Annotated in this window: 26 protein-coding genes and 2 pseudogenes; all 28 read left to right on the forward strand. The window is 61.4% G+C overall.

Translation table 11 applies throughout. The annotated features are described in order from the left end of the window. Window positions 1-73: 73 nt before the first annotated feature. The 28 genes and pseudogenes from N0B28_RS10310 to N0B28_RS10445 all read left to right on the forward strand — a co-directional run bounded on the left by N0B28_RS10310 (window position 74) and on the right by N0B28_RS10445 (window position 19,900). Entirely contained in the window at window positions 74-325 is a 252-nt protein-coding gene (locus N0B28_RS10310; RefSeq protein ID WP_275731686.1) for a hypothetical protein, read from the forward strand. Between the two features lie 144 nt (window positions 326-469). After that, the gene (locus N0B28_RS10315) at window positions 470-793 is read left to right on the forward strand and encodes a phage holin, lambda family (protein ID WP_010952643.1); all 324 of its coding nucleotides are present in this window, start codon (window positions 470-472) and stop codon (window positions 791-793) included. 3 nt (window positions 794-796) lie between these two features. Next, a complete protein-coding gene (locus N0B28_RS10320; RefSeq protein WP_275731691.1) occupies window positions 797-1,042 on the forward strand; it encodes a hypothetical protein in 246 nt (81 codons plus the stop codon). 50 nt (window positions 1,043-1,092) lie between these two features. After that, window positions 1,093-1,449 (forward strand): hypothetical protein, encoded by a 357-nt coding sequence (locus tag N0B28_RS26265; RefSeq protein WP_345799354.1) that lies wholly within the window; start codon window positions 1,093-1,095, stop codon window positions 1,447-1,449. Further along, window positions 1,440-1,808 carry an HNH endonuclease gene (locus N0B28_RS10330; RefSeq protein ID WP_275731692.1) on the forward strand — a complete coding sequence of 123 codons (369 nt, stop codon included), beginning with the start codon at window positions 1,440-1,442 and terminating at the stop codon, window positions 1,806-1,808. The genes N0B28_RS26265 and N0B28_RS10330 overlap by 10 nt, the downstream gene beginning before the upstream one ends. A gap of 135 nt (window positions 1,809-1,943) precedes the next feature. Then, window positions 1,944-2,429, forward strand: a complete 486-nt coding sequence (locus N0B28_RS10335; protein WP_104572156.1) for a phage terminase small subunit P27 family — start codon at window positions 1,944-1,946, stop codon at window positions 2,427-2,429. Beyond that, on the forward strand, window positions 2,429-4,156 hold the full coding sequence (locus N0B28_RS10340) for a terminase large subunit (protein WP_104572157.1): 1,728 nt from the start codon (window positions 2,429-2,431) through the stop codon (window positions 4,154-4,156). Before N0B28_RS10335 ends, N0B28_RS10340 begins: the two co-directional genes overlap by 1 nt. 10 nt (window positions 4,157-4,166) lie before the next feature. Next, window positions 4,167-4,331, forward strand: a complete 165-nt coding sequence (locus tag N0B28_RS10345; protein ID WP_275731694.1) for a hypothetical protein — start codon at window positions 4,167-4,169, stop codon at window positions 4,329-4,331. Then, window positions 4,324-5,658: a phage portal protein gene (locus N0B28_RS10350; RefSeq protein ID WP_104572158.1), complete on the forward strand. Its 1,335-nt coding sequence runs from the start codon at window positions 4,324-4,326 to the stop codon at window positions 5,656-5,658. The genes N0B28_RS10345 and N0B28_RS10350 overlap by 8 nt, the downstream gene beginning before the upstream one ends. Next, window positions 5,655-6,356, forward strand: a complete 702-nt coding sequence (locus N0B28_RS10355; protein ID WP_275731696.1) for an HK97 family phage prohead protease — start codon at window positions 5,655-5,657, stop codon at window positions 6,354-6,356. The genes N0B28_RS10350 and N0B28_RS10355 overlap by 4 nt, the downstream gene beginning before the upstream one ends. Window positions 6,357-6,365: 9 nt before the next feature. Next, on the forward strand, window positions 6,366-7,622 hold the full coding sequence (locus tag N0B28_RS10360) for a phage major capsid protein (protein ID WP_275731698.1): 1,257 nt from the start codon (window positions 6,366-6,368) through the stop codon (window positions 7,620-7,622). A 41-nt stretch (window positions 7,623-7,663) separates the two neighbouring features. Continuing rightward, on the forward strand, window positions 7,664-7,888 hold the full coding sequence (locus N0B28_RS10365) for a hypothetical protein (protein WP_100634580.1): 225 nt from the start codon (window positions 7,664-7,666) through the stop codon (window positions 7,886-7,888). Between the two features lie 3 nt (window positions 7,889-7,891). Then, a complete protein-coding gene (locus N0B28_RS10370; RefSeq protein WP_275731700.1) occupies window positions 7,892-8,368 on the forward strand; it encodes a head-tail connector protein in 477 nt (158 codons plus the stop codon). Continuing rightward, window positions 8,368-8,706, forward strand: coding sequence for a phage head closure protein (locus N0B28_RS10375; RefSeq protein ID WP_236176128.1), 339 nt, complete (start codon window positions 8,368-8,370; stop codon window positions 8,704-8,706). Before N0B28_RS10370 ends, N0B28_RS10375 begins: the two co-directional genes overlap by 1 nt. Further along, window positions 8,699-9,184 carry an HK97-gp10 family putative phage morphogenesis protein gene (locus N0B28_RS10380; protein WP_275731715.1) on the forward strand — a complete coding sequence of 162 codons (486 nt, stop codon included), beginning with the start codon at window positions 8,699-8,701 and terminating at the stop codon, window positions 9,182-9,184. The genes N0B28_RS10375 and N0B28_RS10380 overlap by 8 nt, the downstream gene beginning before the upstream one ends. Then, entirely contained in the window at window positions 9,184-9,552 is a 369-nt protein-coding gene (locus N0B28_RS10385) for a DUF3168 domain-containing protein (protein WP_104572164.1), read from the forward strand. Before N0B28_RS10380 ends, N0B28_RS10385 begins: the two co-directional genes overlap by 1 nt. A 65-nt stretch (window positions 9,553-9,617) precedes the next feature. Further along, window positions 9,618-9,941 (forward strand): annotated as a pseudogene (locus N0B28_RS10390) (phage tail tube protein); the annotation flags it as partial. A 240-nt stretch (window positions 9,942-10,181) separates the two neighbouring features. Next, window positions 10,182-10,346 (forward strand): annotated as a pseudogene (locus tag N0B28_RS10395) (phage tail tube protein); the annotation flags it as partial. Further along, on the forward strand, window positions 10,343-10,690 hold the full coding sequence (locus N0B28_RS10400; protein WP_104572166.1) for a phage tail assembly chaperone family protein, TAC: 348 nt from the start codon (window positions 10,343-10,345) through the stop codon (window positions 10,688-10,690). The pseudogene N0B28_RS10395 and the gene N0B28_RS10400, both read left to right, overlap by 4 nt. Before the next feature lie 32 nt (window positions 10,691-10,722). Then, window positions 10,723-10,986, forward strand: coding sequence for a hypothetical protein (locus tag N0B28_RS10405; protein WP_275731718.1), 264 nt, complete (start codon window positions 10,723-10,725; stop codon window positions 10,984-10,986). A gap of 53 nt (window positions 10,987-11,039) precedes the next feature. Beyond that, window positions 11,040-11,321 (forward strand): hypothetical protein, encoded by a 282-nt coding sequence (locus N0B28_RS10410; protein WP_104572168.1) that lies wholly within the window; start codon window positions 11,040-11,042, stop codon window positions 11,319-11,321. Between the two features lie 59 nt (window positions 11,322-11,380). Next, a complete protein-coding gene (locus N0B28_RS10415) occupies window positions 11,381-14,341 on the forward strand; it encodes a phage tail tape measure protein (RefSeq protein ID WP_275731720.1) in 2,961 nt (986 codons plus the stop codon). A gap of 22 nt (window positions 14,342-14,363) precedes the next feature. Continuing rightward, window positions 14,364-14,948, forward strand: coding sequence for a hypothetical protein (locus N0B28_RS10420; protein ID WP_275731722.1), 585 nt, complete (start codon window positions 14,364-14,366; stop codon window positions 14,946-14,948). Beyond that, complete coding sequence (locus tag N0B28_RS10425; protein WP_104572171.1) at window positions 14,948-15,547, forward strand: hypothetical protein; 600 nt, start codon at window positions 14,948-14,950, stop codon at window positions 15,545-15,547. The genes N0B28_RS10420 and N0B28_RS10425 overlap by 1 nt, the downstream gene beginning before the upstream one ends. Before the next feature lie 3 nt (window positions 15,548-15,550). Continuing rightward, a complete protein-coding gene (locus tag N0B28_RS10430) occupies window positions 15,551-15,949 on the forward strand; it encodes a hypothetical protein (protein WP_078479990.1) in 399 nt (132 codons plus the stop codon). Then, on the forward strand, window positions 15,946-18,888 hold the full coding sequence (locus N0B28_RS10435) for a phage tail protein (RefSeq protein WP_275731725.1): 2,943 nt from the start codon (window positions 15,946-15,948) through the stop codon (window positions 18,886-18,888). Before N0B28_RS10430 ends, N0B28_RS10435 begins: the two co-directional genes overlap by 4 nt. Further along, the gene (locus N0B28_RS10440; protein ID WP_275731727.1) at window positions 18,885-19,220 is read left to right on the forward strand and encodes a hypothetical protein; all 336 of its coding nucleotides are present in this window, start codon (window positions 18,885-18,887) and stop codon (window positions 19,218-19,220) included. The genes N0B28_RS10435 and N0B28_RS10440 overlap by 4 nt, the downstream gene beginning before the upstream one ends. 35 nt (window positions 19,221-19,255) lie before the next feature. Further along, window positions 19,256-19,900, forward strand: coding sequence for a hypothetical protein (locus N0B28_RS10445; protein ID WP_275731728.1), 645 nt, complete (start codon window positions 19,256-19,258; stop codon window positions 19,898-19,900). Window positions 19,901-19,926 lie beyond the last annotated feature (26 nt).

Here is a 19,926-nt window from a genome sequence, read left to right on the forward strand (position 1 = left end):
GCCATTGTGCTGGGCTTTTTGCTATCTGCAAGTTGTGAAATCATCCACTCTTTATCCGAACAGAGGATGCGAGATGGATCAGAGTACCAAGCAGGAAATCAATGGAATGGTTGAGGCCATTCAGGATATGGCGACGAGGGAATTTGCCGAGTCAAAATCGAGTGAGCCTTTCGAGACTCATGTAGATAGCGGCGATGATCACCCAGATCGAACTCGACTGATTGCAAAAGGCGTGCAGCTCGGTCTCTGTGATCACTTCCGTTCCGATCGGATTAGTGTTGAGGTGGTTGAAACTGGCTACTTCATCCGGATTAAAAGAGATTAAGCCGCGACACTCTAAGTAACATTCTCCACGAAGCCCTGGCATATGCCGGGGCTTTTTCGTTTTCGGCTCCATCACACCCATAGCCCTGAGCTGGGAGTGCTGTTGGGGCCGAATCCATTCCGCTCCCAAAAGGGAGGAACCGAGATGCCAAACATGCCCGAGAAGGATCCTGGCCTGTGGGCCGCTGTGCTCACCTGGGTGCTAGCCCATCAGCCTCAGCTGTATGCCGCTGGCTTGTCAGTCGCCATCGCCGTCCTCCGGGTGGTTTATGGCGGTGGCACTCGCCGGCAGATGTTCTTGGAGGGCGCCTTGTGCGGTCTTATCACCCTGGCCCTGGTGCCGCTGCTCGAATGGATGGGCTTGCCGCAGGGCATGGCCACCTTCGCCGGCGGCATGGTCGGGTTCATGGGTGTTGAGAAGCTTCGCGGCTACTCGGACCTGTTTCTGTCACGCAAAGCACAGGGGTAGAGCATGAAGTTGATCCTAAAGAGACTGATCCCCGGCATCGAGGTAACCAGCCTCGACAGCGAGTGCCGTCACTACGTGCCCGGCCGCCGTGATCACCAGGCCCCGTTTGCGCTGCATACAGAGGATGGCGCCGTGCTGCCGAGCCAACTGAGCACCACCTTGCACAGCGAACCAGGCCAGCCTGTACGCCTGACAGTCGTGTTCACGGTTGACGGGAACAACCTGGCTGTTGAAGGCGATGGCCTGTAGCGGATGCGCCGCCCGGCGCGAACGAATCAACAAATGGACAAAGGTGGCATATGAACGAGCAAGAAGCCTTTTCGCGCCAAATCGAGAGTCTGAGCCCGAAGAAGGGCGACCTGCTGGTGATCAGCGTGCCGTTTCCTCTGAAGGCGGAAGTACGCGAGAAGCTGGCAGGGGTCCTGAAGGGCACGACCGATCGCCTGGACTGTGAACTTCTTGTACTTGAGGCGGGTATCACCGCTCAACTGCAGCCTGGCGTGAGCGACTTGCTGACCGAGCAGAAGAAACAGACCGCGTTGCTCGAGCAGATCGCCAGCCAGAACCTGGCGCTGATCGAAGCGCTGGCCGATGACCAGGCGGCAGACGCTGACGCGACTCCGAGGACCTACCTGGGCGGCGCCCCATGCCGCTGAGGCCGCAGCGGCCTTGCCGAGCCCAAGGTTGCCGTGCACTGCACCGCAATGCCAGCGGCTACTGTGAGGGCCATGCTGAGCTGGCTGCCGAGCAGGCCAAGGCCTGGGCGACTCGCAAGGGATCAGGGCGTGGTGGTCGGCCATGGCGGCGCAAGCGTGAGCGAATCCTGAAGCGAGATCGGTACCTCTGTCGGTGCGATGACTGCACGCAGCTTGGTCGCATCCGCGAAGCGCATGAAGTTGACCACATCGTGGCCCTGGCCCACGGCGGTACCGACGATGACGACAACCTTCGAGCGATCAACCGCGACTGCCACAAGGCCAAGACGCAGCGGGAGTCGAAAACGGTCAAAAAATGATCGAAAACGACGAAAGTGAGAAGAAATCTCGTTGACGGGGAGGGGGAGGGTCAAAAGTCCAGGCCCTTTCGCTCGGACACCGCACCCTCAGTCTTTTTTTCACACCCGCGAAATTAAAAATTCAGGAGTTGCGCGATGGGAGGCCCCGCCACGGTCGCCGGCCGTGGTCGCAAACCCAAGCCGACGGCCAAGAAACAGCTCGCCGGTAACCCCGGCAAACGGGCACTGAACAAGGCCGAACCCGAGTTCACCCGCATCACTGATGTCGATCCGCCGGAGTGGCTGAGCGAGCGCGCAGCTGTCGTGTGGCGGATGCTCGTGCCGGAGCTGCTGCGCGAAAACGTCCTTGCACTGACCGACCTGCACAACGTTGAAGCCTTTTGCACGGCCTACAGCAACTGGCGACTGGCTCAGGATTCTGTCGATCAGTTCGGCATCGTCGTAGAGTCGGCCCAGGGCAGCCCCATAAAAAACCCGGCTTTGACCGCGGCCAACGAAGCAATGCGCCAGATGGTCACTTTCGGCTCGATGCTGGGCCTGGACCCCGCCAGCCGCACGCGGATCATCGGCGGCAATAAGCAGAAATCCACCAACGAGTTTGCAGCCCTACTGAGTTCCTGATGGCCAGAGCCAAGTACACGAACGTCGACAAGGCAATGGTGTGGGCAAGGTCCGTCCTCAAAGGAAAGTTTCCTGCTTGCCTCTTCATCCACCAAGCGATCGAGCGGCACTTCGAGGATGTGGCGGCCAGCCGCTCGAAGAACTATCCGTACAAATTCGATCCGGCCAAGGCTGAGAAGAAACTGCGGCTGATGCAGCTGCTGCCCCACACAAAGGGCGAGTGGGCGTTCAAGCGACAGCTGATCACCCTGGAGCCCTGGCAGCTATTCGGACTGGCCTGCACCTTCGGCTGGGTCCGGAAGAAGGGCGGGTATCGGCGCTTCCGGGAAAGCTATTGGGAAGTTCCGCGCAAGAACGGTAAGTCGGTGATCGCTGCCGGCGTCGGCATCAGCATGTTCGTTGCCGACAATGAGTTCGGCGCTGAGGTCTACTCCGGGGCGACGACCGAGGTGCAGGCCTGGGAGGTATTCCGGCCTGCTCGTCTGATGGTCAGTCGCTCGCCCATGCTTATTGAGGCTGCGGGAATCGAGGTAAACGCCTCGAACATGAACATCCCGTCCAACGGAAGCCGCTTCGAGCCGTTGATCGGCAATCCTGGTGATGGAGCTTCTCCTTCGTGCGCGATTGTCGACGAGTACCACGAGCACGCCACTGCTGCTCAGTACGACACGATGATCACCGGCATGGGCGCCCGCAGGCAGCCGTTGATGTTCATCATCACCACCGCCGGTGCGGACATTGAGGGCCCGTGCTACGACAAGCGCCGCCAGGTCATCGAGATGCTGAACGGCACCGTTCCTGACGAGGAGCTGTTCGGCTACATCTGGACGCTAGACGAGGGCGACGACTGGACTGACCCGAAGAACCTGGCCAAGGCCAATCCCTGCATGGGGGTGTCGGTGTTCCAGGAGTACCTGGAGAGCCAGCTGGCCAGGGGCATCCGCTCGGCACGCTTCACCAATACCTTCAAGACCAAGCACCTGAACCTGTGGGTGACCGCGAAATCTGGCTTTTTCAACATGCAGAGCTGGAAGGCTTGCGAGGACAAGACGCTCTCTCTCGAGCAGTTCGAAGGGCAGGAGTGGATTGCTGGATTCGACCTGGCGCGCAAGCTGGACATGAACTCCCGGGCCAGGCTTTTTTGGCGAGAGATCGACGGGAAGATCCACTACTACAGCGTCGGGCCAGCGTTCTGGGTGCCGGAAGACACCGCCAACGACGTGGACAACAAGCGCATGACTGAGCGCTTCCAGGCCTGGGTCAACACCGGCCATCTGCACACGACACCCGGCGCCGAAGTGGATTACCGGGAAATACTCGAGGACACCAAGGAAGCCAACAAGCTCGCGCCGATCTCAGAGAGCCCGATTGACCCACACGGGGCGACGGGTCTCAGTCACGACCTGGACGACGAAGGACTCAACCCGGTCACCGTCACCCAGAACTACACCAACATGTCCGACCCCATGAAGGAGCTGGAAGCGGCGATCGAGGCGGGCCGTTTCCACCACGACGGAAATCCGATCATGACCTGGTGTATCGGCAACGTGATCGGCAAAAACCTGCCCGGTAACGACGACGTGGTGCGCCCGATTAAACAGGGCGAGGACAACAAGATTGACGGCGCTGTTGCGCTGATCATGGCTATCGGGTCGGTGCTGCGGTTGGTGGCCGAGGGCTCCGGCGGCTTCGACAACTTCTTCGCCAACCCCATCGTGCTTGGCTGACAGGAACCCTATGAAAACTGGCCTCATCATCTTTCTGGCACTCGCCGCCGGCGGCTTGCTGCTGGGCATCGCGGGTGTGTATGTACTGGCGGGCCTGGGCTATGGCCTTTTGGCTGCAGCCTTCGCCTGCCTCGCCGCTGCCGGATTCGTCCGCAAGGGGTTGACCAGTGGCTAAATCTCTCACCCAAGTGCTTGGGCAAGCGCTGTTCAAATCTGCCGAACCGGGAATGGCTTCCAGCGTGGCAGGCTGGGCCGGCAGGCGAATCGGCCTCACCGATTCCACTTTCTGGAGCAAGTTCTACGGCACCGACTCGGCGTCGGGTAAGGTTGTCAGCCAGCAGACAGCCCTGCAGCTGTCGACGGTGTGGGCTTGCGTGAGGCTCATCGCCGAGACAATTGCCACGCTGCCGATCGCGCTCTACGAAGACAAGAACGGCGCGCCTGTAGTGGCCAGCTCTCACCCGGTCAACTTCGTGATCAGCCAGCAGCCCAACGCCGACCAGACGCCGGTGGAGTTCTGGGAAAACGTCATGGCCAGCCTGCTACTGCAGGGGAATTCTTTCTGCGAGCCGCACATGAGCGGCAGGTCACTGACCAGCCTGGAGTTCCTGCTCCCGCAGAACATGTCGCCGCCGCGCCGCCTGGCAGATGGCCGTATTGAATACCGATACACGGACAGCTTCGGCAAGCCGCACACGCTCACCGATGAGCAGATGGTCCACGTCAGGGCGTTCGGAACCGACCCGCTGTGCGGGCTTTCGCCTCTGTCCTATGGACGCCAGGTGCTGGGATCGGCGATGGCCGCTGATGAGTCGGCAGCCAAGATGTTCGCCAATGGGATGAAGCTCGGTGGGGTGCTTTCAACCGACCAGATCCTCAATCCGAAACAGCGCGGCGAGCTGCGCGACGACATGGTCAAGCAGTACGAGGGCGTGACCAATGCCGGCAAGACCATGCTGCTCGAGGCAGGCATGAAGTACCAATCGGTGTCGATGACGCCGGAAGATGCACAGATGCTCCAGACCCGGGCTTTCAACGTCGAGGAGATTTGCCGCTGGTTCCGAGTGCCGCCATGGATGGTCGGGCACACGCAGAACTCCACCAGTTGGGGTACCGGGATGGAGCAGCAGATGATCGGCTTCCTGTCCTTCACCCTGCTGCCCTGGATCAAGCGCATCGAGATGTGCGCCAACCGGCGCCTGCTGCGCCCAGATGAGCGCCGCCGCTTCTACGTGAAGTTCAACCCGGAAGGCCTGCTGCGCATGGACAGCGCGGCGCGGGCGGCCTTCTACAGCTCGATGACCCAGAACGGCATCTACACCCGGGACGACTGCCGGCGCAAAGAGAACCTGCCGCCTGAAGGTGGTAACGCCGCGAAGCTCACCGTGCAATCCAACATGCTGCCGATCGACAAGTTGGGCGAAGACCCCGGCGGTGCCAACCAGGCCAAGTCGGCGCTGCTCGACTGGCTCAACGACCAGCCAAGAGGTAACACCCCATGAGGCACAAGGATCGGCAGGCGGCGGTCAAGTACCGCTCCTTCGACTATGACGTGAAGGCTGTCGGTGACGACGGCCTTTTTTCTGGCTACGGATCTGTGTTTGGCGTGGTCGACAGCTACAACGAAGTGGTGGCACCTGGCGCATTCCTGGATTCAATCGAGGACGCCAAGGCCAAGGGGCGCACCTTCCCCGTGCTCTGGCAGCACCGTACAGGCGAGCCGATCGGCAGCTGGGATATCGCCAGCCTGAAAGAAGACGAGCGAGGTCTGTTCGGCTCTGGCGAGCTCTGGCTGGAAGACGCGCCCTATGCGCGCATTGCCTACCGAGGTATGCAAACCCGCTCCATCACCGGCCTGTCCATCGGCTACTACGTTCGCGAATCCACCTTCGATGAGAAGACCCGTATTCGCACGCTGACCAAGCTGGACCTGATCGAGATCTCCATCGTCACCGTGCCAGCGAACGATGAAGCACGAACCGACACCATCAAATCGAAGCTTGCCCACGGCGGCCTGCCTTCGATGCCCGAGTTTGAGTTGCTCCTGCGCGAGGCAGGCTTCTCGAAAACCCAGTCGGCGGTTATTGCCAACCGCGGGCTGCAGCACCTGCTCCGGAGCGAGTCCGCGGGCGACCTGGCAGAAATCGAAATCGTCGAGGCGCTGAAGTCGCGCCCGGCACTGTCTCTCCCATCGTTTTGAGGATTCACCATGCATAACGCCATGAGCAACCAGGCTCGCGCCGAACACCGCCAGTTCCAGCGCAAGGAACACGCCGACGACAAGATCCAGCTGAAGGCGGTCAATGAACTGCTCGACCAGCGCGACCAGGAAATCAAGGCATTCGCCAGCAAGGCGGCTGCTGAGATCAAAGAGCACGGCACCATCCTGACCGAAACCAAGACCGTGCTGGATGGTTTGGTAAAAGACGGCCTGGGCCTGCAGGACCGTCTGCAGGAGATCGAGCAGAAGCTCGCCCGCCGGTTCGCTGCCAATGACCCGGTTGAGTCGAAGTCGGTCGGCGAGGAGCTGTCCGAGTCCGAGGACTTCCAGTCCCTGCAAACCCGAGGTCGTGGCATTGCGCGTATCGGCCGCAAGGCTGTGACCAACATCACCAGTGCCACTACCGGTACCGGTGGTGTCGGCGCAGGCATCCAGCCTACCCGGGTGCCTGGAATCGTGGTGGGGCCTGAGCGCGAATTCACTATCCGCGATCTGATCATGCCTGGCCGTACCTCTTCGAACTCCGTCGAGTATGTACGTGAAAGTGGCTTCCAGAACATGGCGGCGGCGCAGGCCGGCGAAGGTGCCGCCAAGGCACAGTCCGACCTGTCCTTCGAGCTCAAGGACACCCCGGTGCGCACCATCGCCCACTGGTTCCGAGCCTCCAAGCAGGTGCTGTCCGATATCCCGCTGCTGCAAAGCTATATCAACGGCCGCGCGATCTACGGCCTGAAATACAAGGAAGAAGAACAGATCCTGGCGGGCGACGGTACCGGCCAGAACCTGCTCGGCCTGATCCCTCAAGCCACGGCCTTCAAAGATGCGCTGCGCAAAACTGGCGACACCAAGATCGATACGTTGCGCCGCGCGATCTTGCAGGTCCGCGTCGCCGAATACCGCGCCTCGGCCATCGCGCTGAACCCGGTGGACTGGGCAGATATCGAGCTGACCAAGGATGCCAACGGCTCCTACATCTGGGTCAACGTCCAAGAGGGCGGCGTCCAGCGCCTGTGGAAGCTGCCGGTGGTGGACAGCAACGCTGTACCTGAAGGCGAGTTCCTGGTCGGTGCGATGAACATCGCGGCCCAGGTGTTTGACCGTGAGGAGGCGGCCGTCGAGATCTCCACCGAGGATGGCGACAACTTCCGCACCAACATGGTCACCATTCGGGCCGAAGAGCGTCTGGCGCTGGCGGTTTACCGCGAAGAGTCGTTCGTTCACGGCGAGTTCGACACCACCCCTTAATCAGCCCAGGAGCGCGCCCGGGGAACCGGGCGTGACACAACATGCCAGAAGTCACCGTCAAGACCATCAAGGGCTTCAACAACAACGGCACCTACGCCAAGCGCAACACGGAAATAACCGTGGACGAATTTCGTGCCCGCGACCTGCTGCGCAACGGGCTCATCGAGGACTACGACGTGAAGAAAGCCGAAGAGCCCGAGAACAAAAAGGCCCCTGAGCCGGCCAATAAAGGCGGCAAGGGCGCGAACGCCAAGCCCAAGGAGTAACTCATGGCCGTGATCAGCATCGACCTGGCCATGCATCACCTGCTGGCCGAGCCGGAAGACCAGGCGCTGGTGCAGGCCTATCTTGATGCGGCGGAGGAGGCGGCGATGCAGTTTCTGAATCGCCGCTTCTACCTGGACCAGGTGGCGCTAGACGCGGCCAAAGCAGCATTGCCGGGACACATGCAGGCAGCGCGCGAGGCCAACAGTGAGGGGGTCGCTGCAGCCGAGGCGGAGCAGGATCACGCCGCACGTTGCCGTCTGCTGGAGTACGCCCGCAAAGCACTGGCCGACGCCTACGACCAGGCCGACGCGATCGCCTACGGCATGGTGATCAACGCCGCCATCCAGTCTGCTTGCCTGCTGAAGCTCGGCCACCTGTTCGCCAACCGCGAGGAGGTGGTCACCGGCACTATTGCAACCGAGCTGCCGCTGGCGTCCCAGCACCTGCTGATGCCTTACCGTATCCGGATGGGTGTGTAATGCGCGCCGGCCGGTTGCGGCACCGCATCGATATCCAGGAGCTGGTGCCGGTACGCCAGCCCAACGGTGAGTTCGGCGAGCCTGTCTGGGTGACGCGCTGGCCCAAATGCCCGGCGAGTGTAGAGGACCTGTCTGCGCGGGACTTCATTGCCGCCAAGGCCGGCCAGGCAGAGGCAACCAGCCGGATGGTCATTCGGTACCGGCCTGGCGTACAGCCGACCATGCGCATCATTTACCGCGACGAGATCTACAGCATCGTCGGGCCGCCACTTGCCGACCCTGACTCTGGGCTGGACTACCTGACCATTCTGACTTCGAAGGGGGTGAAGGATGGCTGAAACAGTCGAATTCAGCCTGATCGGGCTGGACAGCCTGCTGGGCAAGCTGGAGGCCGTCAGCTACGACGTGAAGCGCAAGGGCGGCAGGGCCGCGCTGCGCAAGGCTGCCCAGGTCATCATGGCCAAGGCCAAGGAAGGCGCGGAGCGGATCGACGACAAGGAAACTGGCCGGGCAATCTCGGACAACATCGCGCTGCGCTGGAATGGCCGCTTGTTCCGATCTACCGGCGACCTCGGCTTTCGCATCGGCGTGCTGCACGGCGCCGTGCTCAAGAGCGGCGGCGACCTGAGCCAGAATGCACCGACGCCGCACTGGCGTCTGCTGGAGTTCGGTACCGAGAACATGGCGGCAGTGCCGTTCATGCGCCCGGCGCTGGCCGACAGTATCAGCGAGGCGACCAACACTTTCATCACTGAATACGAGAAGTCCGTTGATCGTGCGATCAGGCGGGCACTCAGGAATGGGGTATCTGCCTGATGCGTGCACCGATCTTCGATCTCTGCTCTGCAGACGCGGCTGTCGGCGCGCTGCTGGGCGCCGGCCTGGACACTCGGCTCTACTCGTTCGGCGAAGCGCCCGAGGGGGTCGCCAAGCCCTACGCGGTCTGGCAGGTGGTCACTGGGTCGCCAGAGAACTACTTGGCCGGTCGCCCAGACGTTGACGGCCTCACCCTGCAAGTCGACGTGTACGCGAAAACAGGGGATGTCGCCCGCCAGGTGCGTGATGCGATCCGCGACGCCATCGAGCTCCACGCCTATATCACCCGGTGGGGCGCCGAGTCGCGCGACCCTACGACCGAGAGCTGTCGGGCAGGCTTTGATGCTGCCTGGATTCTCAAGCGCTGACCTGCACCCGTAAAACCCCGCCCGCCTTGTGCGGGCTTTTTTATGCCCGACATTTGGAGAACGACATGTCGATCCTCACGCAAGGAACCCAGATCTACGCCCAGGTGCCGCCGGTGTCCGGTACCGGGCCCCGCACCGTCATGGAGGTGGAGTGCGCCACCAGCTTCGAACCCGGCGGCGCGCCGGCGGAGCAGATCGAGGACACCTGCCTGGTGGCCAAGGAGCGCAGTTACAAGAAAGGCCTGCGCACCCCTGGCCAGGCCTCGTTGGGCCTGAACGCCGACCCGAACAACCCGAGCCACATCCGCCTGCACCAGATGTCCGAAGCCGATGGCGACACCACGGTGCACTGGGCCGTGGGCTGGGCGGACGGCACTGCAGCCCCAACCGCCGTTTCGGCCGGCAGCCTGGCGGTGATCGCTGTGACCAATGCCGGCAGCGGCTACACCAGCGCGCCGACCGTCAGTATCAGCGGTGGTGGTGGTACCGGTGCGACGGCAACAGCCGTAGTTGATGATGGTGAGGTGGTGAGCATCAACATCACCAACCCAGGCAGCGGCTACACCAGCGCGCCGAACATCACCTTCGCCGGCGGCACCGGGACCGGGGCAGCTGCAGCAGCAGAGATCAGCGAGGAGTCCGACTTCGTTCTGCCGCCGTCGCGCACCTGGTTCACCTTCTCCGGCTACGTTGCCGACTTCCCGTTCAACTTCGCACTGAACGCCGTGGTGGCGTCCACCGTCGCGATCCAGCGCTCGGGCGGGTCCGCCTGGATTCGTAAGGTGACCGCATGACCGAGCTGAGCATTGCAAACCTGAAGAAGGCCAAGGCCTTCACGGCCCGCCCGGTGGCCAAGGAGATCGAGTGGGCCGGCAGCAAGTTCACTTGCTACGTGCGCCCGCTGTCCTACCAGACGGCTGTGGGCGACATTGCCGCGCACCGCGGCGCCGACCCACTGGCCTGCCGCATCGCTTCCAGCATCTGCGATGCAGAGGGCAAGCCGGTGTTCACCGTGAACGACATCACCGGCGAGGCCGATCCGGAGAAGGGGGCTCTCGATCCCGATCTGACCAACCTGCTGCTGATCGCCATTGGTGAAGTGCAGAACGGCGCCGCCCCGGGAAAGAAGAAGCGCTAGAGCCGATCGACGAACTATGGTGCGAGCTGGTGATGAATGGGATAGGCGGCCGCACCATTGCCGAGGCGCAGGAGAACATGACCTATCCCGAGTTCCTGGTCTGGGTGAGGTTCCGCCAGAAGCGCGGATCGCTCCACCCTGGCATGCGCCTCGAGGCCACGTTGGCCCAGTTCCAGGCCATGTACTTCAACGCCAAGACCGGCAAGGACGCCCCTCGGCTGTATGCCCAGGACTTTTCTCCGCACATGGACCCAAGGGTCGAGACGCTGGAAGAGGCGATGGACAACTGGGTCTGATTTGGGGCCTGTGTAGAGTAGTGGTAGATTCGCCCCTTTCAATAGGAGGGCGTATGAACAGGGTTGGTTTGGATTTGTGCGTGGCAGTCGCCAAGATAATGGCTGTACTGGTAACCATCGGAGCTTTCATATCCATCTATAACTTCGGCATGGTCGGCATTTCAGGTGCCAATGATTACCTGTCCGCGGGCAAGCAAGTTATCAACTGGCCTGTGATATTTGGATCGGTAGCTTCCGCTATTTATGCGGTTTTGTTCGCTGCAATGATGAGCGCGGCGAGGCATGCCTGCTTCTTCGCTCAAGATGCAAGCGTGGCTGCAAAAGAAAAGTCTTAAGCAGCTTTCGCAACTCGATAGCCCGCCTCGTGCGGGCTTTTTTTTGCCTGGAGAAATGTATGGCAGGGTCCCTTGGAACGCTGACCTTAGACCTCATCGCAAGGATTGGTGGTTTCACCGGGCCTATGGAAAAGGCTTCAAGGGCGGCCAAAACCTCCTCCAAAGAGATGGCCGACGCTGCCAATCAGGCGAAGTTTGCCTGGAGTGCGTTGGGCGAGGTTGCGGCGGGTGTCGTAGCAGGCCTGTCGGTAGCGAGCATCTTCGGGCGCTTTGTCTCGGAAACGAGAAACGCTGAGCGGGAGCAGGCACAGCTCAGTGCTGTCCTTCGGTCGACCGGTGAGTCAGCGGGATTCAACCGCGATCAGCTCAATGGGATGGCCGCCGCTATGGAGCGGGCGACCACATTTTCTGGCGGCGACATCAATCAAGCCCAAACAACCCTTCTGGCTTTCACTGGTGTGGTAGGAAACCAGTTCAACCGTGCACTGCAGTCCGCAGCGGATATGGCGACCCGAACTGGGGTGACAGTTAAAGACGCTGCCGAGACAATCGGGCGTGCGCTGGACGTTCCGTCGAAGGGCCTCACCTCCCTCAGCAAGCAGGGGTTCCGCTTCACCGATGAACAGAAAAAAATGGCTCTGGCGATGGAGTCTACTGGCAATGTGGCCGGGGCCCAGGGGATCATCCTAGATGCACTGGAGGAGTCATATTCAGGGGCAGCTGCCGCAGCCAGGGATACTTTCGGCGGCTCTCTGACCGCGCTGCAGAACACAATCTCTGGCCTTCTGACGGGCGATGGTAGCCTTGAGGGCGCGAAGAATGCAGTGAACGCGCTTAACGAAGTGCTTTCATCGCCCGCAGCCAAGCAAGCAATTGAAGTGACGGCACAGGCCGCCATAGTTCTTGCCGGCGTTCTTTCTGTGAGGCTTGCCTCCGCTGCAGTGAAGGCTGCCGCATCGTTTGCTCTTGTCCAATACGATACTGCTCGGTATCAGGCAACCCTCTCAAGAATGGCGGGCGTATCACGATCAGCCGCAGCGGGCTTGGCAACCCTGACCGCATCTGCCCGAGCCGCATCAGCAGCTATGGCGTTACTCGGCGGGCCAGTTGGTGTGGCGCTCCTGGCTGGCAGCGCACTGGTTTACTTCGCTTCGCGAGCCAGCGAGGCGGACAAGGCTTCGGCGGAACTCGACCAGCGTATCGCCAAGTTGAACGCATCATTCAGCACGCTTAAGGCTGACCAGGCAGCGGCGGCGCTGCCTGACTACACCAAAAAGCTTGAAGACGCCACGATGGCAGCGGACGCTATCAATGCTCGAATTTTCACGCTGAACGAAAATATCCGAAGGTTTCCAGGAAGTCCCAGCCTTAAAAAATGGAAGGCCGATCTTGTCCAGGCAAAAGGCGCAGCGGTTGATGCAAATGAGGCTGTTGATGACCTGAAGTCGAAGATTGCAGAGCTCAACGGAATCATTGAAAGGCCAGTTGTTGCCGGCGCAGTTGCTGAGTCATCAAAGGTCTACACCGAGATGGCCAAGAAGATCGAAGAGCAGATCGTGCTGGCCGGCAAGCGCACGGAAGCCGACAAGCTCGAAGCGCGGATCAAGGCGGGCCTGGTCGAGGGTCTGAAGGCCGGCGAGGGTGACCTTCTGGTGGCTGGTCAGCGCCGCGCCGACGCCGCAATCAAGGCGGCAGCAGCGACCAAGAAGGCCGAGGAGGATGCCAAGTCCAAATCCAAGGCCGCTGCCGACGCCCTGAAGAAGCGCGGCATCGATGCCGAGGAGGGCTACCGCCGGCAGATCGCTCTGATCGACGAGACCACCGGCAAGCAGGGCAAGGCTACCGAGGTGGCCAAGCTCGCATTCGAGCTGGAGGCCGGCAAGCTGAAGGGTGTCAGCGCCGAGCGCAAGAAGGTGCTGCAGGACCTGGCCGCCGAGCTCGATGCCAAGGTCAAGCTGCAGAAGCAGAACCAGGAAGACCTCAAGCTCGCGACCTACGCGGCGAACCTGAAGGACAGCAACACCATCGTGCGCCAGGGCTTCGAGCTTGAGATCGCCGGCGCTGGGCAGGGTGAGAAATTCCGTTCCCGCCTGCGCGAGAACCTGGCCATCGAGCAGGACTTCGCGAAACAACGCAGCGAGCTGTACAAGCAGTTCAAGGAGGCCGACCTGCTCGGCGATCCAGATGCCAAGTCTCGCTACGACAAGGAGACAGCTCTGCTCGAGGAGGCACTGGCCGAGCGCCTGGCCATCCAGCTGGACTACTACAGCCAGCTTGACGCTGCCGAATCCAACTGGGCGGATGGCGCGCGCGCGGCCTGGCAGGACTATTCCGACAATGCCAAGGACATGTCGTCGCAGATGTATAGCGTCACCAGCAATGCTCTGGGCAGCCTGGAAGACGAACTGGTCAACTTCGTGAAGACCGGCAAGTTCAACTTCAGCGCCTTTGCCGAGGGCATCGCAAACGACCTGCTGCACATGCTGGTGAAGATCGGCCTGCAGATGGCGGTCAACGCCGCGATCGGTGACACGGCCGCCGCTTCCTCGGCTGCGGTGGCAGCTGTCACCGGCACGTCGATGGCCGCGGCCTACGCGCCGGCGGCGGCCATGGCCTCGCTGGCATCGTTCGGCGCGAACGCCGCACCTGCATCTGCAGCACTCACCAGTACCACCGCGCTGGCCAGCAGCCTGTCGCTGGTGGGTATGGCGCACGACGGCATCGACAGTATTCCGCGAGAAGGCACCTGGCTGTTGCAGAAGGGCGAGCGAGTCACCACGGCCGGCACCAGCGCCAAGCTGGACCGAACTCTGAGCGACATTCAGGCCAATGGCGGACAGGGCCAGTGGAGCGCTATGCCGCCGATCCAGCAGCACATATCGGTTCAGGGGTCTGCTGATGAGGCCACGCTTGCCCGGATCCAGGAGGCCGCCAGGCAGGGGGCCCAGGCCGGGTACCAGATGGTCCTGAAGGATTTCCGCAGCAACGGACCGGCGCGGCAGCAACTGCGCAAAGGCTGATCGACCACCAGGAGAAAAGTACATGGCAATCGCATGGCCGGATGGCCTGTGCCCGAATGAAATGACGTGGGGGGTCGTCTACAACAACCGTGCATTCACGTCGTCGCTCTCCAACGCTCAGCAGATTGTTGGATACCCGGGGGCCTACTGGCAGTGCCAGTTGACGTTCTCGGCGCTCTCCCGCGATGAGGAGCGCGTTCTGACGGCCTTTATCGGGCGACTGCAAGGCATGTTCGGCACCTTCAACCTCCCGGCGTTCACCCGTACCCGCACCGACTTCATCGGCACGCCGCTCGTCGTCACCGCCACCGCCCAGGCCTCCTTCATGCGCCTGGGCGGCGTCACGGCGAACAAGCAGGTGTTCTCCATGGGTGACTACATCACGATCGCCGGCGAGATGTTCGAGGTCATCGATGACGCTGTTTCAGGCGCCAATGGCCAGGTACTGGTGAACCTCAACAAGCGGATTCGCAAGACGATCGCGGCCGGCGCCGCGGTTGAATACCGGGCGCCCTACGCCGAGATGCGCAGGACCTCCGACACCCACGCACTGAGCGTGCGCCCCCTCGTGGCGAACGGCACGCTCGATTTCCGGGAGGCTTTCTAATGGCAGGGGCATTCCCTTTCAGCCAGCGGGTGGTGGACATCATCGCCCAAGGCAACTTCATGGCGGTGTACGCCTGCCAGCTGGATTTCCCTGACGGCATGGTCTTCGCCCACACCGGTACCGGTGACCTGGTGCTCGACGGCATCACCTACCAGGGCGTCGGCTCGTTTGGCGAAGTCGGCGAGGCGCAGGAGAGCAGCAGTTCGGGCTCGCCGATGAGCGTCGACCTCACCCTCAACGGCCTGGACACAACGATCATCACCGAGACCAGCCTGAAAGGCTGCCGTGGGCGCAACGCCAAGCTCATGTTCGTCGTGATCGACCAGGCCGGTGGGTATGCAGCCGACATTCTCTTCAGCGGCCGGATGGATGCGGCCCAGTTCTCATACGCCGGCAACGGCAGTGACGGCAACGCAATCAAGGTGCCGATCATCGACCGGATGGCCGAGTGGAGTCGCACCGGCACCGAGCGCTGGACCGACGAAAACCACCGGGCCCGGTACCAGGACGACCGCTTCTTCTTCGCCGTCGCGCAGATGGCGGACTGGCCAATCTACTGGGGCGCCAAGAAGGACGCACCCTCATTCAAGTACGAGTAGCCCATGCGCAATCGAGACTGGACAACACAGCTTGCCAACACCATCAAGGCCGCCTCCGAGCGGCCTTTTTCATGGGGCGAATTTGACTGCTGCCTGTTTGCTGCCGACTCCGCGATTGCTGTTTGCGGGGTCGACCCGGCCGCCCAGTACCGCGGCAGATACCGCACCGAGACCGGCGCCAAGCGTTTGCTCAAGAAGTTGCACGGTTCGCTCGACGCTGCCTGGGATGCGTGCTTTCAGCGCATCGATCCCGCGTTCATCCAGCGCGGTGATGTGGCGATGTACGACGGCGAGAACGGCCGGGGCGTGGCTGTGTTTTGGGCGGGCGAGTTCTGGTCGGTGGCCGAGGATGGAGTAGGGCGGATTGCCTGCGACCCTCTGGCCGTCTGGAGGGTTGAATGAGCAAGGCAGTCAAGAAGGTCGCCCTCGTCGCGGCCGGTGCTGCGCTGGGGTTCGTCACCGGCGGCATTGGCTTTGCGCTGATCGGCGGCGCGGTAGGCCTGTTTGTTGGCTCTCAGCAGGGTGCTGCACTCAAGGCTGACGGCACGAGCAGTGAACCGTCCGCACAGACCGTTCGTTCGTCCAAGGCGCCCGCACGGTTCATTCTGGGCCGGGTCAGCACCGGTGGCGTTCTGGTATGGGCTCAGGAGCAGACCGGCAGCCAAAGCACCGGCGAATGGGTCCATCTGGTTTATGTGCTTAGCGAAGGCGCGATTGACGCGCTGGAGGCGGTCTACCTGGGCGAGGAAGATATCTCCACCTACGGCGCGAACGCTTCGTACCAGTTGATTGTGAACCCGACACAGGTCAACGCATTCCTCAAGGCCAACTGCCGGGACTGGAGGAACTCGCAGATCGGTCGCGGCCTGTCCTTTGTCCGTGTATCGCTGAAGCACGACACTGAAAAATTCCCGTCTGGCATTCCCGATGCGCGCTTTGTAGTGCGCGGGCGAAACGACCTGTACGACCCGCGCATCGGTCGCACCAGGTACAGCGAGAACACCGCGCTGCACTTGCTCTGGTACCTGCGTGAGCGCTGCAAGGTGCCGGATGACGAGATCATCTTCGAGACCTTCGCCAGCGCTGCAAACGTCTGCGACGAAGCGGTGGTCAACGCTGATGGCAGGCTGGGCACCCGCTACCGCACAGGCTGCGTGATCGGCGCGGACGAGCAGCGCACCCAGGTGATCCAGAAGCTGGAGGAGTCGTGTGCCGGCCAGCTGATCCGTGTGGGCGGTAAGTGGATGTTGCAGGCCGGGGCCTACTACGGGCCGGCAGACTTCGAGATCACCGAGGACATGGTGATCGGTACTGTGTCGGGTTCGACCGAGGTGACTAATGACGCTGCGATCAACATCGTCACGGGCACCTTCATCGATCCTTCGCAAGCTTGGGCCGAGACGGACTTCCCGGAGGTGCGTGTACAGCAGTGGATTGTCGAAGATGGTGGCGAAGCGCCCGAGTCGATCTCGCTGGGCTATGTGAGTGATGCCTACCAGGCCCAGCGCCTGGCGAACATCAAGGTTCGGCGCGCCCGCGCCGGCGGATCACTGCAGCTCCCGATGAACTTCGCCGGCTACAACTGCCGCCCGGGGCGGGTGGTGAAAGTGAATCTGCCTTCGCTGAACATCGTCGGCGAGTTCATTGTGACCGACTGGAACATGGCGCCGGACGACGGCTGCAACGTCACTGTCTCGCAGTACGAGCCTGCCATTTTCGATGATGCAGTGGGCAAACCCTACGACCCTATCGGCTTCATCAATCTGCCAACTGGGGGGCTGGGTTCACCTACCGGCCTGGCCTGGAGCACCCACGAAACCGCAGAGATCTCCCAGGGCGTGCTGAGTTGGGTGCAACCGTTTGGTATCGTCAATGGGTATGCCGTGACTGTCCGGCAAGACGCGCGCGCCGTGCAGGCACACCAGATCCCGGCAACGGCGGTCCAGCTGGAACTGGCGGGGCTGCCATCTGGTAGCTACACGATGAGCGTCGCGGCTCTGGGGCCGCTGACGCGCTCGGGTGAAGCCAGCATCACGGTCAACATCAACGGCCCAGCAGTGCCCGAGGCGTGCGCGGTGCAGGCGACGATCGACACGATCACGCTGTTCCCGAGCAACGTGCAGCACGGCCTGAACGGTGGAACCTATGAATACTTCTTCAGCATGGACCCGCTGGCGACCGCTGGGCAGGCCGCGTACCTGGGGCAGGGGCTCAGTCTGGTGCACACGGCGCTGGCTTTCTCAACCAACTACTTCTATTTCATCCGCGCTCGAAACGCGTATGGAGTGAGTGGGTTCCTCAAGGTCATCGCCTCAACCTCGACCGACGTAACCACAATGCTACAGGCTCTTACCGGCAAGATCGGCGAGACCCAGCTGGGCAAAGAAGTCGTCGACAAGATCGATGGCCTGCAAGACCAGATCGATGCGCTGGACGGGCTCAAGGCATACGACCCGGGTGAGCCATACGTGAAAGACCAGATGGTCGTGGTCGATGGTCGGATCTACCAGGCAAAAGGCCCTGTTCCTGCCGATGCCTCGGGTGCAAATTCTCCGCCGAACGCGAACCTCTGGGTCGATGTCGGTCAGTCTGTGCAAGCGGCCAACGGCCTTGCACAGCAGGTGCAGACGAACAAGACCAACATCGAGACCGTCGACGGCAAGGTCACGGCGACGGCCGAGAGCCTGCAGGCTCTGCGGGCGTCTGCTCGTGACGACGATGCCGAAGGCGATCTGGCCGGCGCGCTCCACCAGTGGGACGCGACAGCGGCATTTGCAGAGGAAGTGAAGGTCAGCGCCTCTCGCGATGAAGTCATCGTGCGCAAGACCGAGACGCTCGAAGCAACGATGAATGATACGACGGCGGCCGTGCAGACGATCAGCCAGGCCCAGGTCAATGCCGATGAAAAGGCCTCGACGATGTGGGCTGTGAAGATGCAGCTCAACTCGCAAGGCAAGTACGTTGTCGCCGGTATCGGCCTAGGCATCGAGAACGGACCAGCGGGCCTGCAGAGCCAGTTCATCATCAATGCCGACAGGTTCGCCGTGGTCAACGACATCAACGGCACTCCCGCATCGTTTTTCGCGATCCAGGATGGGCAGACGTTTATCCAGGCAGCCTTCATCGCTGACGGCACGATCACGAACGCCAAGATCGGGAGCTTCATCAGTTCGACGAACTACGTGCCGGGCGTCCAAGGGTGGCGACTGAACAAGGACGGAACACTCGAGATCAACGGCGCTATCGCGGGGCAGGGACGGCTCACGATCACGCACCGTGCCGTGAAGGTTTTCGACAGCAATGACCGACTGCGCGTGCAACTTGGGGATCTAACGGCATGAGCTATGGCCTACGGACATTCAGTGAAGGCGGCGTAGTTGAGCTTGATACCGACAGCTTCACCTACCAAGTTCTTCACAGCCAAACCTACACGCTGACGGGAAATGGGGCAGTCGTTTCTGTCCCCATTTCAGGGTTCAACCCGGCAACATGCACGGCCGTGATACTTCCAACAACTGCACGCAAAAACGAGTTCAACGAAAACGCAATGCCCTATATGAGGGTGGCGGTAGGCAATGTGACCGTGCGATCAAAGCACCCGAACCAGCCCGGCACTGAGGATTACGGCTCACACATTCAATTTCGTCTTCTTGTAATGAGGTTCAAGAATTGAGCTTTGGACTTTACGTTAGAAATGACGATGACTACGTGCAGATCGACTCCAACAACCCGAGGCTGTGCGCGCTGTACAGCGGTACTTACTCCGCGACAGGCTCAAGCACTGTAGTCGTCTCATTCCCGGCCCCGATAAGAACGACCGAGCCGCCCTGCATCTTCATTCGCAACTCCCCGAACCAGCCAGACATTCTCTATCGGGAAATGACAATTACCGGCTCTCCAGGAAACTGGACAGGCTTCAGGCTCGAGAGCGGCAATGTGACCTGGCGGCCCACCGGGAAGTGGTTTTCAGCTGTATTTGCCAGCCGCTCAGCAGCGAGTTGGGGGTTGAGGATGTGGGACGAGGCCGGAGTCATCATCTACGACTCCGGGTCAACTCCGATCATATTCACCAAGGCCACAAACTCATGGAGCTATCAGGGCATGGTCCAGCTGGCACTGGGGAATGCCTATTACTACTTGTGCGCTGCTGTGGGGGCGCTGGCTTCGGACGAGTACTTCATGATCAACCCGTTTTCTCGCGGGCTCATGGCACCCAACCAGGCCCTCGCAAATTGGTGTGGTGCAAGATTCAACTACTCAATCAACCGGCTGCAGATCTATTCAGTCGGGACCACGGGCTGGAGTGATCTGGGTCAGCCCGGAGCTGTTTTTGCCCGCTTGCCAGGGACATAACAGTCGCACTCGAAAACAACATTACC

Source organism: Pseudomonas sp. SD17-1 (assembly GCF_029201585.1).
In the GTDB taxonomy this organism is placed as follows: domain Bacteria; phylum Pseudomonadota; class Gammaproteobacteria; order Pseudomonadales; family Pseudomonadaceae; genus Aquipseudomonas; species Aquipseudomonas palmensis.